Source organism: Candidatus Aminicenantes bacterium (genome assembly GCA_026393795.1).
GTDB lineage: Bacteria > Acidobacteriota > Aminicenantia > UBA2199 > UBA2199 > UBA2199.
Map to the genome: position 1 here is coordinate 1 of JAPKZL010000092.1, position 14,197 is coordinate 14,197.

Consider the following 14,197-nt stretch of genomic DNA (forward strand, 5'->3'; position numbering starts at 1 on the left):
CCCCCGGAAAGGGATCAGCTTGCTCCTGATTTCCGCCGGGAACTGCGAGCCGTCGAGCCGCCGGATCTCATGCTCGAGCGGAGCGCCGGCCGCGGCCTGATCGCGGTTGACCAATGCAGTTGTTTCCGGGTCCATGAATTCGGTTATTTTCCTGCCGACGATCTCCCGGATCTCGCCACCGAGCATCTGGACCAGGTTGGAATTGGCGTCGATGACCGTGTTGTTTTCCAGAATGCACATGCCCTCGAAGGTCGCCTCGGCCAGGATGCGGAAGCGCGTCTCGCTCTCGTTCAGGGCCGCTTCGGTCCGTTTGTGCTCGGCGATTTCGTTCTGCAGCCGGACGTTGCTGTCGCGCGACTCCTGCTCGTTGCGCCGGGCGCGCTCGATGCTGCGCCGCAAGTTGTTGGCCAGCATGCGCGCCGGCACGGCGGCCAGGATGAAGATGGCCATGACGGTGATCAGGACGAATACCGTGGTGTGGAGCTGCTGGGGCCAGGCGATTAAGCCCTCGACTTCGGCCATGATAATGATCGCGGCTGAGAGCATCGACAAGGCGACGATGGCCAGGAATTCTTTCGGCCTGAGCAGCAGGGCAGCGATGATGATGATCACCGGATAGAGCATGGAGGCCAAATCGTGGATGCCGCCTCCGGTGTACAGCAGGATGGTGACCAGGGCGAGAAGCGAGACAAAGGTCAGGAAAATGGCGGAGCGCAGGCGGCCCGAGTGGAGCAGGACCAGGAGTAAAAATGCCATCACCACGCCCGCGGCCAGTTCCACGGTCTTGTCGTACTGGCCGGCCGCGGCGGTGGCCGCCGCCACCAGGATGCCGGCCGCTATGCCGTGCAGCAGGATCAGGTTTAAAAAATAGGCCGACTGGTTCTTGTCTTCATCGTCGAAATGGGGAGGCGGAAAGTGTTTGCCAAAATATTTCATCAGCTTGAGGAAAACCGATTCCTTTCCTTCTGTCATGTTTGATGCCTTGGGTGATCTAGGGTGTACCAATTCTAAACAGGCGTTTTTAAATTGTCAAATAAAAAAATAGAAAATCAGCTTTCCTCGATGCGCAGCGAAACCATCACGTCGCCCTGGCGGATGGCGTCGACAACCTCCTGTCCCTGCAGCACCTTGCCGAAGACGGTATGGCGGCCGTTCAGGTGCGGCTGCTCGCAGTGGGTGATGAAAAACTGACTGCCGTTGGTGTCGGGCCCGGCGTTGGCCATGGAGATGACCCCGGTCTCGTGGCGCAGCGGGTTGTGGCGCACCTCGTCGGCGAAGCGGTAGCCCGGGCCACCGCTGCCGCTGGCGCTGGGGTCTCCGCCCTGGATCATGAAGTTGGCGATGACGCGATGGAAGCTGACGCCGTCGTAAAAATTTTCGCGGGCCAGGAAGATGAAGTTGTTCACGGTTTGCGGGGCATGCTCGGGAAACAGCTGCAGGACGATCTCCCCGCGGGCGGTGGTGATGCGGGCCCGGTAGGTCCTTTTGCCCTCGATGACCATCGGCGGCGGGTTTTTCCATTGCTTGGCGGTCATGGGATGCTCCTTTTTAGTGTTCCCGGTCCCGGAGATACCCGGGAACCGGAATATCCCTTATTTTCTCATAGCAACGACGCTTTTAGCAACTGGTTCCCGAAACGGGTCCCTTAGACTTTCGCCATGTTTCAATGTTCGATAGCCCCGGTGAAAATCGCCTCAAAATCATGGCCGTGCAGCCGGTGCAGCTCGTGCAGGTCCTCGTCGTTCCAGCGGCTGTCGGGCGCTCCCGATATGAACCAGTTGGAGCCGTTGTCGGCGACGATCATGCCGAATTTTTTCAGGGCGCGCAGGATCTTCTGGTTTGTGGCTGAAAAACCCGAGATGTCGATATCCGACTTCAGGCGCAGACGCAGACCCATGGGCGGCAGGGCGGGGGCATCGCTCGACGAAGCGAAATGCCTGGCCGGAAAAATGAAGCCGCGCTGGGTCCTTTCCACCGTGAAGCGCAGGGCGTGGCCGATCTCCCCCTGCTGCACCTCCAGGTAGCGCACCAGGCCGGGAAAGATGGGAAGGCCGGCGGCGTCGGCCGACGTCCAGTACTTGGGGCGCAGGGCGTTGGATGCGAGATCCCATTTGGCGCCGCTTTCGGCCTCCCAGCCGTTCGCGGCCTTGCGGGCCTTGTACAGCTCATACAGCATACGCTGGTCGCGGTCGATGACGATCACATGGCGGTCGCCGTCGGAAGCGGCGCCGCCTTCGATTGGGGCGTCGTCGGGAATGGGGAAGGGCCCGGGATCGCTCTCGTCGCCGTAGGCGGTGTAGGTTATGGCAACCCGGGTTTGACTGCCGGGCACGACCCGGTAGGGGATGCCGTTGGGCGCGCCGTCCCAGACCGTGCCGAAACTCGGGTGCAGCTCGCCGTTGCCGCCGATGGCGTTGATGAAAACGTCCGAGTCGGCATGGACGGGATAAGTTGATATATCGGCGTTCCAGGGGTTGTCGGCCGGAAAGACCGGAAAATCGATCAGAAGTGGGTCGACGCTTTCCGCCGGGTTTTCATTGTCCGCCCCGTCCTTTTGGCAGCCGGGAGACGCGAGCAGCAGGAGTGCCAGCAGGAAAAAAAATACCAAGGGCACGGATTTTTTCCGTTTCATGGGAAACCTCCCGCCGCATTATACCCCGATTAAAGGACTCGGAGGGAGTAGGATTCGAATACACGCACTATGTTTTTGGCCATTTCAGTAAACCGCCGAAAACATCCAGTGCGTGTATATTCGCACTAGTTGATTTTCCCAAATTACTGAACCTTGGGAAAATCAAAGTGCGAATACCCACGGTCCCCAACCGTATCTTAGTCAAAGAACACGGAGGGAGTAGGATTCGAACCCACGGTCCCCGTAAAGGGACAACGGTTTTCAAGACCGCCGCAATCGACCACTCTGCCATCCCTCCGGCTGGTCCAGAATTGTAACAAATGGTCGAATGGCTGTCAATTTGGTTTTTGAAATCAAGGTGAGATTACCACTCAGTACCAACACTATAGGTTTCGTGGTGCCCAGAGGGCAACGAAACCTGTCTAGTGTTGGTATCGTCACACGAGATGATTTCAGTAGCTGTCATAATTGCTAAAATCATGGTTTGACTGAAGTGTGACTATCATCCGTTCGTCCTGGCAAGGCGCAAGCCGACCGAGAGCAGGGGCAGGGTTTCGTTGGGATGGTCGCGGTCGCGCTGCAGGGAACGCACGCCGGAGCCGAGCGTTTCCCAGCTGGCGCCGCGATAGACGCGGCCGGACCAGTTCGGGTTGTTCTCGCAGCCGATGGGATCGACCTGATAGCTTAAGGGGTAGGGGAAGCAATAAATGTCCCGCCACCACTCCCAGACGTTGCCCAGCATGTCGTAGAGGCCGAAGGCGTTGGGTTGCTTCAAGCCCACCGGATGGGTGCAGCCTCCGGCGTTGTCCAAATACCAGGCGATGGCATCAAGCTCGCCGTACCTTTCGCCGGTGGTGCCGGCGCGGCAGGCATACTCCCACTCGGCCTCGGTCGGAAAGCGGAACAAGTCGCTGCCGAGCATCTGGTTGAGCGACGCGATGAAGTCCCGGCACCATTCCCAGTGGGTCTCCTCGACTGGGTAATTATCTCCGATTTTAAATTTGGACGGATTGCTGCCCATGACCGCCTGCCACAGGGCCTGGGTCACTTCGGTTTTGCCGAGCCAGAAGGGCTTGGAGATCAGCACGGTATGGACCGGCTGCTCGTCGAACTGGGCTTCGGGCGACGCGCTGCCCATCTGGAATTCACCGGGAGGGATCAATGCCAATTCATAACGTATGCCGTTGACGGTCAGCACGCCATTGCTGTAAGTCGCGATACTGTCGGTGATGGCGACCGTCAGGGTGTGGTTGGTGCTCATGGTCACTGTACCATTGGGGGCAACTACAACGTTGTCGAGCCTGACCTGCGGGTTGTAGAAACCGGCTTTGGTTGTGAAGTTATAATTGACTGACGATCCCTTCTTGTACTTGGCGGTGGCAGCAGGTGTACCGGTCGTGCCAACATTCAGGTTGACGGTCAGGGTCCGGGTCTTTTTCTTAGTCAGCAGGATAACCAGGACCGCCCCGGCGCCCCCTCTTTCTCCTTAAATTGGGGAACCGCCTGTTCCGCTGTCCAGGCCACCCCCATGCCGATAAAGGTAACCACGACCAAGACGGCGATCAATTTTTGCCAATTACATTTGCTCATTAGTCCCCGCTTAAACTATTACATGCAGAAGGATGTCAGAAATGTCATTCATTCGTCCTGGCGAGGCGGAAGCCAAGGCCGGCGGAGCGGAAATCCGCCAAGCCGTAATTGCGGCGGGCTGCCCGTATGCAATCGGCGGCGCTGTTGAAACTGCCGCCGCGACGGACATAGTGCGTGCCGGAAGCCGGGCCGCCGGGATCGTTCTGTGCCGTTGATGGATAAGGCCCATACCAGTCCCGGCACGACTCGCTGACGTTGCCCAGCATGTCATATAGCCCGAAGGAATTGGGTTGTTTCTGGCGCACCGGGTGGGATTGAAAACCTGAGTTGCCGCTATACCAGGCGATCGCATCGCTGTCATCGTAGCGCTCGGCCGTGGTCCCGGCCCGGCAGGCATACTCCCATTCGGCCTCGGTCGGCAGCCTGTAGCGTCTGCCGGTCATGGCGTATACCTTCTGGATGAAGGCTTGCGCATCATTCCATGATACCGTTTCCACCGGATAGTCATCGCCGTTTGGATAGGCTGAAGGGTTGCTTCCCATTACTGCCTTCCATTGCCCCTGGGTGACCTCGTACTTGCCGATCTGGAAAGGAGAAATTGCCACGGCATGCACCGGTCGCTCGTCCGGGTAAGCTTCGCTGCCGGTAGATCCCATCTCGAAAGTACCGCCGGGGATGGCCACCATGTCGAAATCCAGGTTCGCCGTCATTACGGCGTTTATCGTCGCTGACTGCCCTTCAACCACGACTATGGAAGTGGTGAAGTCGATAAAGCTGGTGAAAGTCAGCCTGACGATGTGCGTCCCGATCTTGACCTGGTCCATGGTGATATCACTGGTCTTGCCGGTGTCTTTCCCGTCGAGATAGAGCCGGGCTCCGGCGGGGAGCGAGGTCACATGGAGCGAGCCGGTCATTTGCGCCGATGGATTATTATCATTCTTTTTGGTCAGCAGCACCACCGCGGAGATCACAGCCCCGGCGCCCAGGAGGACAGGCAGCCAGGGGAACCTTTTGTGTTTCTTGATGATCGGTGCCCCCTCCTTCTCCTGAAATTGCGGGACGGTTTGTTCCGCTGTCCAGGCCACTCCCATGCCGATAAAGGCCAGCAAAACCACGATGGCGACTCGTTTTTGCCAGTTATGAATTTTCATCCGACCTCCTTGCATGAAAGCATTGGCGTTCATTCGTTCGTCCGGGCCAGGCGGAAGCCGAGGCTGGCGCAACAGTAGGATGGAGAATAGATGCCGCGCCGGGCTGAGCGCACGCACTCGGGCGGGCCGCTAAAACCGGCGCCGCGGCGGGCGCGTAAATTGCCGGAAGTCGGGCCGGTCGGATCGGTCTGATTCATGGCGGAATAAGGCCCGTAATAATCCTGACAAATCTCACCGACATTGCCCAGTGTGTCATACAACCCGAAGGCATTGGGCTGCTTCTGGCCCACCGGATGGCTCTCGCTGCCCGCGTTGCCGTTGTGCCAGGCGATGGCATCGATGTCTCCATAGCGTTCGCCGGTGGTTCCTGCCCGGCAGGCGTACTCCCATTCGGCCTCGGTCGGCAGGCGAAAAAAATTGCCGCCGAGCATCTGGTTGACCTTGTCAATGAAGCGATGGCAATCGTCATTGGTGATGGTTTCCACCGGATAATTGTCGCCTTTTTTAAAGTAAGCGGGATTACTCCCCATGACCGCCTGCCACAACCCTTGCGTCACCTCGGTCCTGCCGAACCAGAAGGGCTTGGTTATCGATACGGCATGAATCGGCTGCTCATCGGGAAAAGCTTCCGGACAATCGCTGCCCATCTGGAACTGGCCGGTAGGAATCAGGACCAGTTCGTAGCGTATCCCGTTGGCTGTCAGCACGCCATTGCTGTAAGTCAGGTTGCCATTATTGGCGGCATTGACGGACACGGACAAGGTGTGGTCCGCATCCATGATCACGGTGCCGCTGGCAGCGACCAAGTCGTTGTCGAGCCTGACCTCGAGGCTGCCATAACCCGCTTGCGCAGTGTAGCTGTAATTGACGACCTGGCCTTTGCTATAGCTCGCTGTGGACGCCGGCGTGCCGCTGGCGCCGGTGCCGATATTGATCGTCAATGTATGTTTCTGTTCTTTTTTCCCCGTCAGCAGCGCGACCAGGACCGCCCCGGCGCCGACGCCCAGGAGGACAGGCAGCCAGGGGAACCTTTTGTGTTTCTTGATGATCGGTGCCCCCTCCTTCTCCTGAAATTGCGGGACGGTTTGTTCCGCTGTCCAGGTCGACAAGGCCCCCAGAAATACGAGCAACATTCCGATTGCTACCATCTTCTGCCCATAACGGTTGATCATTGGTCCTCCTGAAAAAAACTCTTGTATGAATCCGGAATAATGTTATTTTCAAAAGGCATCCTGGACAATATGACTTTGGATATATTCTGCAAAATAAACCTCCGGGTTTATTTGATTGTCCGTCAGCTTTAACGTTCTCGTACTCATTTCTGTTGGCCAAAACAGCGGCTTGATTCTATATTCTCCGGCAACCTGTTAAAATATGGGCATGGCCAAGAAATTCGCCTTTGAAAGGTACCTCTGGTTCCATGCCAAGCTGAAGGCCGGGCGCTATCCCAAGCTTGCCGATTTGGCTGAAAAATTCGAGATTTCCCGGCGCCAGGCGGCGCGGGAGATCGATTTCATGAAAAACTTTTTTTCGGCCCCGATCGAATACGCGCACGAGCGCAACGGTTACTATTACAGCGAAGCCGGTTTCGAGCTGCCCGGCATCTGGCTCGGGCAGGAGGAGATCGTCGCGCTGATCATTTCCAAGCGCATTTCCACGGCCATTCCCGACCAGCGCCTCAAAAAAAAGATCGATTTTTATTTCAGGAAAATAGCCAGCTCGACCGACTTCGACTTCCAAGACCTGGAAAAGAGGGTATCGCTGAAAAACATCCATTATTACGCCGTGGCCCCGGAAATATTTTCCGCCTGCGCCTTCGCCCTGGCCAAGAACAGGAGGATGCGCATCACCTACCGTTCCGCCTACAGCAGCGAGGCCGGCGAACGCGAGATCAGCCCGCTGCATCTCCTGCTCTACCTGGGCAACTGGCACCTGATCGCCCATTGCCACAGCCGCGGCGGCTTACGCGACTTCGTCCTGTCGCGGCTGGTCGAGATAGAGGTACTCAACCAGCCGGTGGGTGCCGAGCTGCTGGCCCGCGATGTCAAAGGGATGATCGACAGGCATTACGGGATCTTCCTGCAGGGCGAGGAAAAGCAAGTCAAGGTGAGATTCCGCGGCCGCAGCGTCGGCATCGTCCGCGACCAATCATGGTTCGCCGGGCAGCAGGTCCGCGAGGAGAAAGATTCGCTCTTGCTCAGCTTCCCGGTCACCGATTACCGCGAGGTGCTCGGCGACATCCTGCGTTTCGGCGCCGACGCCGAGGTCCTGGAACCGGCCGAGCTGCGGGATTTGATCAAGGAAACCAGCCTCAGCATGAGCCGAATCTACCAAAACACCCCAGTAGGCTAGGTTAAGAAATGTAGGGGTTTGATTAATCAAACCCCTACCTATCAAACCTCGATTTTTTAACAAGCAAAAAAAAATAATAAAAATATTTATTCTCCTGCCCCATGACACGATTTGTCATAGCGGCTGTTTTATATTGTTGGCAGGAGAATATAATGAAGAACGAACAGCTGAGTTTATTTCCCATGCAGGACCTGGGCCAGGCCATGATGACCGCCAGAGATTTGATCGTGGTCGCCTGCGATTACGTGGATTTGTGGGGCAGCGCCTGCCTGGAGAATCTGGACACCCCGGCCTTCATCCGCTCGATCTACTCGCAGCAGGGTTTGCATGCCGTTCAAAAGGCCGGTTGAGGCGGAAACCGTCGGCCAATCCAACGCGGCCTTTCCATTTCTTGATTGCGCGAGGTAGAATATAGGCGGGAGTGAACCAGGGAATGCTAAAAGAACCATCGCTCATCGTCCAGTTGCTGACACTCGCGCTCCTGGCTGCATTTATCGGCTTCATGAAATGGCTTGAAAAAAAGCCGCGGAAAATAAGGCAGCAGCTTGAGCTATATCCGGCCGCAGCGGTTGAAAAAGAATCCATTGTCGACCGCAATCCCGGCGGCCCGCTCACCAAAAAACAGGCGCAAAAATTGTTCGAGACAATCCTGCAGGCCGCGATCAGGCAGAAGGCGGACACGATCCTCATCGACACGATCTCCGGGCGGCCTCAAGTGCGTTTGCGCCTGGAGGGCGGGTTCCAGGAGCTGACCGGAATAGGGGACAAGGAATCTTACCGACGTCTGGTCGCTTTCGCCAAGGACTGCGCCGGCCTGCCGGCGGCGTCCGCGTCGGCAGCGGAAGGTTGCGGATCCTTTCACCGCCTCTTCCGGAAGGGTCACCTGCGCAATGCCGGCTTGCGAGTCGTAAACGGGGAAATTTCCTATGCCTTTGACGAAACCCCGAGGCGCAACCGCGCCGTCCGCTTCGACCTCGAGTCTTTTCCCGGGCCGGGAGGCGAGTCGCTGAAGATCATCCTGCGCCAGGAACTGCCCAAGGAAAGCACGCGCTTTGACCTGGGTTTTGCCGCCGCCGCTGAGGAGAAATTCGTCCGCGCCGTGCGCTCGCGCTCGGGAATTATACTGCTGACCGGACCCTGCAACTCGGGAAAGTCGACCGCTACCTACCGCGCCCTCTCGCTGCTGCGCGATGAAGGCCGGAAGATCGTCACCGTTGAGTGGCCGATGGAAAGAAAGATCGACGGGGTCGTGCAATACCATCTCCAGGACCTGCCGGATGTCTACGACATGATCGGCAGGTGCTTGCGGCGCGCTATCCGCCGCAAACCGGAGGTGCTGATGCTGCAGAACATCGACTGGGTCGACGAAGACGATGCCCAAGCCGCCATCGACTTCGCCGCCGCGGGCGGACTGCTAATCACCGCAGTGCATGTTGCCGGTTGCGCCAGGGGCCTGACCAGCCTCCTGTGGCGCCATTTCGTGAAGCGAAGGCAGGATGCGGCCGAACTGTTTAAAGTCGTGGTGGCGCCGCGGCGCTTGTTCATGGTTTGTGCTCATTGTGCCGAGGAACACTCGGTGCCGGCGAAGATCTTGATCGAGGCCGGGTTGAGCGATCCCCCGGTCGCCGGCGGCGGCCGCGTCGCCACCTGGCGAGGCCGCGGTTGCCCGCTATGCGAGAATACCGGGGAACTTGGATCGACCGCCGTTTACGAGGTTTTGGACCTGACCGGGGAGATGAAGCGCTTCATTTAGAATTCGAACGATTGGTATTTCGAACAAGTTGAGTATCTGGAGCGCCAAGCATGGCTGCACGGCATGCGCACCCAGCGCGAACTTGCATTGGAGCGGGTGCTCGCCGGCGATGTCAGCCTCCGGCATGCGCTGCTGAATACCATTAAACCAAAATGGCTGACCGCGGTGCAGGCCGGTCGGAACTCGTTTTCCCGCCAGTACTAATAAGCTTTCGTCAATTCAATTGGTTGACGAAGTTGACGGATGTGGAGAGGGATCGGGTTGGAGTGGGCTTTTTCCCTGGCGTCTTCAGCGTATTTTTTCCAATGAGAGGGCGATGGGTTCGATTTCCAGCGAAACGAAAGTCACCGTATAGGTGTCGATGTCGTTGATGCTGGCGTAAAAGGCGCCGCTCTGCCCGGTTTTACGCAAGGTCCATTGGCTGCCGATGCCGCGTCCCTTTTCATCCAAGAGGAACGACATGCCCGTTGCCTCGCCCTTCTGGTTTTCGGCTATGCCGTCGACCAACATGTTGCGGAAGGCATCGGGGCCGAAAACATTGGTTTCCAGGGGATAATCGCTGTTGGCTTCCTTGCCCTTCTCGATCGGTTTGCGTTCCGGCCGCGGCACGGGGGTGCGGGTAGCGATATCGAATTTGTCGCCCTCTTCCAGGTAGTGCACAACGATGCCCTGGGCCCGCATGCCGCCGGCAGGCGACCATTTGAATTTGCCGGCTGCCCTGGCCAGCGACGTATCGATGATCACCACTCCCGAACTGCCCAGCACTTCGATGGCTCCGCCGCGGCAGACCGCCGCGGTATCCTCATCGATGCCCACGCCCAGCCAGGCTTTGGGCTGGACATGGATGGCCATGAGCAGGCGGCCGACGCGGCCGCGCTTGAGGAAATGCTGGTCGACCATGCCCTGGTTGAAGAACCCCAGCCCGTTGGCCAGGCTCACGCCCCTGGGCTCGGGGCAGGAGTCGGGCATGTAGTCGGCCCCGGCGCTGAGCGCCTTCATGCTGGAGCCTTCGCAGATCATCGGGTCGCACATCATGGCGGCGCCGGCGCTCGAGCCGCCGATCACGCCGCCGGCGGCATAGACGCCGCGGATGCTCTTGAGCAGGGGCGAGTCCTCGCCGTTCGCCTTCTTGAGCGTCCGGTTGTAGCGGATCTGGTCGCCGCCGACGAAGAACACGGCAGTGTAGTTCAGCATGTCGTCGGCCAGCTCCTGGCTGAAGCCGTTGCCGCTCCACTTCGATTCGTCCACGTCCTTTGTCGACGGGTCGTCGACGACGGCCAGGGGGAAGATGCGGATCCGTTCGGCCGGGACGCCCAGGCGGGTGAAGTCAACGGCGTAGGCGCGGCCGCTGGCCGCAGGCTCCACGCTGCCGGCCGGGATGATGGCCAGGCGGATGCGCTCCACGCCTCCGCCCAGCTCGATGAAGCGCTTGTCGATGCGCTCGAGCGCCGACGTGATGTTGCCGCCCATGATCACCAGGCTCCCCGTGCCGTTGCTCTGCCCGGGCAGCCAGAGGAAGTTCAGCAGCCCGGACACGACCAACCACCTGCCCAATTTCTTCATTGTCCGCTCCCGGAAATCGCCTGGCTGAATTTCATCAGGCGACTCCATGCGGATTGTAAAGGGATAGCCATGGAATTGCAAGAAGCTTCGAACGGAATCGGTTGAAGGAATTGATTTCAGCCTAGTTGGCTGACGTAATTGATGTATTGCGGCGGCGGGTCGGGGATGAACAGGCCCAACTGCTTTTCAGGAGTGGTTTCCAGCCCTGAGTACTCGCTGTTCCAGCAAACGATGCCCTGGATGCTGACCGGCTCGTTGCCGATGGTGAGAATGATCTTCACCCTGCGGTTGATCGGGAAAAGCTGGTATTCGGCCTGGATCAATATGCCATGGGGGGAAACATTCCGCGCCAAGCCGGGGCTGAAGGTGTCGTTGTCGCCGTAGACCAGTTCCAGGGGGTGCAGCAATCTCTTCTCGATCCGTTTTTCCATTTTTGCCTCCGGGATTCAGTGCGAAACGGAATTATATCTTATTTTATCGTTTATGGCAAAATTTATTGGCCAAACGGTTCTAGCCGCCGTTTGTCTTTTTTCCGATCATGCGGGCGAAATTCTTCATTACCCAGAGGTGGGCCCTGGCCTGGGTTAGGTTGTAGAGCGGCCAGGGGATGGTGGGACGGTAATCGTGAATCGCGATAAGGGCGGCCTTGCCGTTGAGCACCTGGCGGAATTCCAGGCGTGGTTTCCGGCTGGGCAAGTCGGTTTTCTTGGCCAGGAGGCCGCCGCTGATGTAAAAAAGCTGGCGGTCGGAAGCGGCGCTGCGCTCATGGGCGAAGCGCAGTTCCAGCAGGGAAATGTTGAAGAAACGGCTGCTGATGGTCAGGTTGCCCTGCTTGTCGGTGGCAGCGCGCAGCAGGGTATGGAAAAAACGCGGCAGCCAGGCGGTGTACTCCATGGCCAGCCAGCGGGCCGTTTTCCCCGGCGGCAAAGAAATCCGCTGCAGCGAGCGGACGGTGTTTTTTTCCGCATCGGCTGGCGCGGCCGGGCGATGTTTGGAACGGGCCAGCGAGGCGTGGACGGTTCGGAAACTTTCACCTCCCGCTTCCTCGGCCATTGCCGCCCGCAGGGCCTGCTCCAGCGTCTGTGCGCGGATGCCGGCTTGCTGCTGGAGGCTCAGGTCGCCGGCTGTCAGCGAATGCTTGAGGCTCTCCACCAGCGGCGATACCAGCTGCCTGGGGAAGCCGCTGATTAGGGTCAGGGAAAGCTTGGAAAGGCCGAGCAGCGGCAGGGGCAGGCGGATGAAAAGGCGTCGCAAGCCCATGACGCGGGCGCAGCGGCGCAGGAGCTCCCGGTAAGAGAGGATGTCGGGGCAGCCGATGTCATGGCCACGGTTGTCTGTGCCCGGGTGCTCGAGGCAGAAGCGCAGAAGGCAGGTGACGTCGGCCAGGGCCACGGGCTGGATGGCTGAATCGGACCAGCGCGGGCAGAAAATCAGCGGCGATCGTTCCAGCACCGAGCGGAACATGGCATAGGATGAACCGCGCAGGCCGATGACGATCCCGGCGCGCAGCGTGGTTACCGGCACGCCGTGGGAGCCCAGCGTCTGTTCCACTTCGCGACGACTGCGGATGTGGCGCGACAGATCGGCTCCGGCGGGGATCAGGCCGCCGAGGTAGATGATCTGCGTGATCCCCACCTGCGCCGCGGCCCGGGCGAAATTGTCGGCGCTGATCAGGTCCATGTCCTGAAAGCTTCCCTGGGTGAGCCTGGCCGAGGGCAGCATGGAATGGACCAAATAAAAAGCGGCTTCGGCGCCGGCCAGGGCACGCTCGCACTCGAAGAGGGAAAAAAGGTCGCAGTGGCGCCATTCGTTGACCGGGCAACACCCGGACGGGGGCGGGCGGCGGGTCAGGCCGATCACGTGATAGTCACCGGCCAGCTCCTCGACCAAAGCCCTGCCGATGAACCCGGTGGCCCCGGCGATGACGACGGTTTTCATGAATTTTCCTGGATGCATTCTACCCAGAAACTCCGATTCTGGCAATGTGAGAATATTTTCAATTTGGATTTTTTTGTACTTTTTCTCAAACTCACCCCCAACCCCCTCTCTTTTAAAAAGAGAGGGGGGAACACAGATATTCCCCTTCTCTTCCCAAGAGAAGGGGCTAGGGGATGAGTTTGTCGCTCTGGTTTGCCTTGTCAGACACATTTATTTATAATCATATTTAAAATTACCTCGTGAAGGAGTCACGAATTTGATCTTGGCCGCCAAATTCTTGTTACTTATCGTCTTGCTGGTATTGCTGCTGCGCTGGAAAATCGATCTTTCCCTGGCGGTTTTCTCCATCAGCCTGCTGACCGTGGCTCTTTTTGCCATCAACCTGAAATTGGCCGTCCGCAGCGCCTGGGCGGGGATCAGCGCCGGGGAGACCCTGGAGTTGTTCCTGATCATCGTGCTGGTGCAGTTCATCGGCTCCGTGCAGAAGAGCCGCAAGATGTACGACCGCCTGGTCGAAGCGCTGAACGCGATGATCGGCGACAAGCGGCTGGTGGCCATGGTCTCGCCGGCGATCATCGGCTTTTTGCCCATGCCGGGCGGGGCGCTACTCTCGGCTCCGCTGGTCGACGTTTCCACCGCCAAGATGAAGCTCAAGCCGGCCTTCAACGCTTTCCTCAATTTCTGGTTCCGCCACGACTGGGAGCTGATCTGGCCACTTTATGCCGGATTGCTCCTCTTCCAGGCCATGTCGCGCATCCCGTTGCGGCGCATCATCCTGTTCCAGCTGCCTTTTTCGCTGCTGCACATCGTCATGGGGCTCATCGTTTCCTTCATCTACTTCCGCCGCCACAACATTCCCCGCGACATGCACAGCCAGAAAAACGGTTTGCAGGCGACCGCCCGCGATTTCCTGGCCGGCACCTGGCCGATTTTGGCCGTCATACTTCTGTTCTTCATCAAGGCGCCGCCTCTGCTGCCCCTGCCGCTGCACTGGGCGCTGCTGCTGGTGGCCGCGGTGTTGAGTATATGGAAAAAGGTGGGCCCCAAAGAGATCGGCAGCATCGTGTTCGGCAAGACCACGGTGCGCAGCCTGCTGGTCATCGCCGCGGTCATCGTCTTCCAGCGCCTGATCGAGGTTTCGGCCGCCTTCGACGTGCTCAAGAACATGGACATCTCCCTGGGCATGGTCGTGCTGTTCATTTTCCTGGTCTCGTTCAC

At 58.7% G+C, this 14,197-nt stretch carries 15 protein-coding genes and 1 tRNA gene; 5 read left to right on the forward strand and 11 right to left on the reverse strand.

The window, feature by feature from the left end; genetic code table 11:
* The 8 genes from NTW95_04550 to NTW95_04585 all read right to left on the reverse strand — a co-directional run.
* A partial coding sequence (locus NTW95_04550) for a PAS domain S-box protein (protein MCX6556689.1) occupies nucleotides 1–972 on the reverse strand: 972 nt, incomplete at its 3' end.
* Between the two features lie 77 nt (nucleotides 973–1,049).
* Nucleotides 1,050–1,535 (reverse strand): peptidylprolyl isomerase, encoded by a 486-nt coding sequence (locus tag NTW95_04555; GenBank protein MCX6556690.1) that lies wholly within the window; start codon nucleotides 1,533–1,535, stop codon nucleotides 1,050–1,052.
* A 128-nt stretch (nucleotides 1,536–1,663) separates the two neighbouring features.
* Nucleotides 1,664–2,632: a hypothetical protein gene (locus NTW95_04560; protein ID MCX6556691.1), complete on the reverse strand. Its 969-nt coding sequence runs from the start codon at nucleotides 2,630–2,632 to the stop codon at nucleotides 1,664–1,666.
* Nucleotides 2,633–2,843: 211 nt separating this feature from the next.
* Nucleotides 2,844–2,930 (reverse strand) — tRNA-Ser (locus NTW95_04565).
* Between the two features lie 204 nt (nucleotides 2,931–3,134).
* A complete protein-coding gene (locus NTW95_04570) occupies nucleotides 3,135–3,893 on the reverse strand; it encodes a formylglycine-generating enzyme family protein (GenBank protein ID MCX6556692.1) in 759 nt (252 codons plus the stop codon).
* Between the two features lie 182 nt (nucleotides 3,894–4,075).
* Nucleotides 4,076–4,222, reverse strand: a complete 147-nt coding sequence (locus tag NTW95_04575; protein MCX6556693.1) for a hypothetical protein — start codon at nucleotides 4,220–4,222, stop codon at nucleotides 4,076–4,078.
* Nucleotides 4,223–4,266: 44 nt separating this feature from the next.
* On the reverse strand, nucleotides 4,267–5,373 hold the full coding sequence (locus NTW95_04580; GenBank protein MCX6556694.1) for an SUMF1/EgtB/PvdO family nonheme iron enzyme: 1,107 nt from the start codon (nucleotides 5,371–5,373) through the stop codon (nucleotides 4,267–4,269).
* A 29-nt stretch (nucleotides 5,374–5,402) separates the two neighbouring features.
* Nucleotides 5,403–6,545, reverse strand: coding sequence for a formylglycine-generating enzyme family protein (locus NTW95_04585; GenBank protein MCX6556695.1), 1,143 nt, complete (start codon nucleotides 6,543–6,545; stop codon nucleotides 5,403–5,405).
* A 208-nt stretch (nucleotides 6,546–6,753) separates the two neighbouring features.
* On the opposite strand from NTW95_04585, the gene NTW95_04590 reads away from it, so the two are divergent.
* From NTW95_04590 to NTW95_04605, 4 genes are all read left to right on the forward strand, one after another.
* Nucleotides 6,754–7,725: a WYL domain-containing protein gene (locus NTW95_04590; GenBank protein ID MCX6556696.1), complete on the forward strand. Its 972-nt coding sequence runs from the start codon at nucleotides 6,754–6,756 to the stop codon at nucleotides 7,723–7,725.
* A gap of 152 nt (nucleotides 7,726–7,877) precedes the next feature.
* Nucleotides 7,878–8,075 carry a hypothetical protein gene (locus tag NTW95_04595; GenBank protein MCX6556697.1) on the forward strand — a complete coding sequence of 66 codons (198 nt, stop codon included), beginning with the start codon at nucleotides 7,878–7,880 and terminating at the stop codon, nucleotides 8,073–8,075.
* Nucleotides 8,076–8,158: 83 nt separating this feature from the next.
* Complete coding sequence (locus NTW95_04600) at nucleotides 8,159–9,478, forward strand: ATPase, T2SS/T4P/T4SS family (GenBank protein ID MCX6556698.1); 1,320 nt, start codon at nucleotides 8,159–8,161, stop codon at nucleotides 9,476–9,478.
* Nucleotides 9,479–9,541: 63 nt separating this feature from the next.
* Entirely contained in the window at nucleotides 9,542–9,682 is a 141-nt protein-coding gene (locus NTW95_04605; GenBank protein MCX6556699.1) for a hypothetical protein, read from the forward strand.
* An 84-nt stretch (nucleotides 9,683–9,766) separates the two neighbouring features.
* Here the strand turns inward: NTW95_04605 and NTW95_04610 are convergent, their stop codons facing one another.
* The 3 genes from NTW95_04610 to NTW95_04620 all read right to left on the reverse strand — a co-directional run bounded on the left by NTW95_04610 (nucleotide 9,767) and on the right by NTW95_04620 (nucleotide 12,979).
* Nucleotides 9,767–11,041, reverse strand: a complete 1,275-nt coding sequence (locus NTW95_04610; protein ID MCX6556700.1) for a cyanophycinase — start codon at nucleotides 11,039–11,041, stop codon at nucleotides 9,767–9,769.
* A 116-nt stretch (nucleotides 11,042–11,157) separates the two neighbouring features.
* Entirely contained in the window at nucleotides 11,158–11,472 is a 315-nt protein-coding gene (locus tag NTW95_04615; GenBank protein ID MCX6556701.1) for a PilZ domain-containing protein, read from the reverse strand.
* Nucleotides 11,473–11,551: 79 nt separating this feature from the next.
* Nucleotides 11,552–12,979, reverse strand: coding sequence for an NAD-dependent epimerase/dehydratase family protein (locus tag NTW95_04620; GenBank protein ID MCX6556702.1), 1,428 nt, complete (start codon nucleotides 12,977–12,979; stop codon nucleotides 11,552–11,554).
* A 262-nt stretch (nucleotides 12,980–13,241) separates the two neighbouring features.
* On the opposite strand from NTW95_04620, the gene NTW95_04625 reads away from it, so the two are divergent.
* The coding region (locus NTW95_04625) for a DUF401 family protein (protein ID MCX6556703.1) at nucleotides 13,242–14,197 on the forward strand (956 nt) is incomplete at its 3' end.

Bases quoted from the DNA above. Each gene is read 5' to 3' on its own strand.
- NTW95_04605 (MCX6556699.1), top strand. From the start codon at position 9,542: ATGCGCACCCAGCGCGAACTTGCATTGGAGCGGGTGCTCGCCGGCGAT.
- NTW95_04570 (MCX6556692.1), bottom strand. From the start codon at position 3,893: ATGAGCACCAACCACACCCTGACGGTCGCCATCACCGACAGTATCGCG.
- NTW95_04615 (MCX6556701.1), bottom strand. From the start codon at position 11,472: ATGGAAAAACGGATCGAGAAGAGATTGCTGCACCCCCTGGAACTGGTC.
- NTW95_04595 (MCX6556697.1), top strand. From the start codon at position 7,878: ATGAAGAACGAACAGCTGAGTTTATTTCCCATGCAGGACCTGGGCCAG.
- NTW95_04620 (MCX6556702.1), bottom strand. From the start codon at position 12,979: ATGAAAACCGTCGTCATCGCCGGGGCCACCGGGTTCATCGGCAGGGCT.
- NTW95_04555 (MCX6556690.1), bottom strand. From the start codon at position 1,535: ATGACCGCCAAGCAATGGAAAAACCCGCCGCCGATGGTCATCGAGGGC.
- NTW95_04575 (MCX6556693.1), bottom strand. From the start codon at position 4,222: ATGAGCAAATGTAATTGGCAAAAATTGATCGCCGTCTTGGTCGTGGTT.
- NTW95_04585 (MCX6556695.1), bottom strand. From the start codon at position 6,545: ATGATCAACCGTTATGGGCAGAAGATGGTAGCAATCGGAATGTTGCTC.
- NTW95_04590 (MCX6556696.1), top strand. From the start codon at position 6,754: ATGGCCAAGAAATTCGCCTTTGAAAGGTACCTCTGGTTCCATGCCAAG.
- NTW95_04600 (MCX6556698.1), top strand. From the start codon at position 8,159: ATGCTAAAAGAACCATCGCTCATCGTCCAGTTGCTGACACTCGCGCTC.
- NTW95_04580 (MCX6556694.1), bottom strand. From the start codon at position 5,373: ATGAAAATTCATAACTGGCAAAAACGAGTCGCCATCGTGGTTTTGCTG.
- NTW95_04560 (MCX6556691.1), bottom strand. From the start codon at position 2,632: ATGAAACGGAAAAAATCCGTGCCCTTGGTATTTTTTTTCCTGCTGGCA.
- NTW95_04610 (MCX6556700.1), bottom strand. From the start codon at position 11,041: ATGAAGAAATTGGGCAGGTGGTTGGTCGTGTCCGGGCTGCTGAACTTC.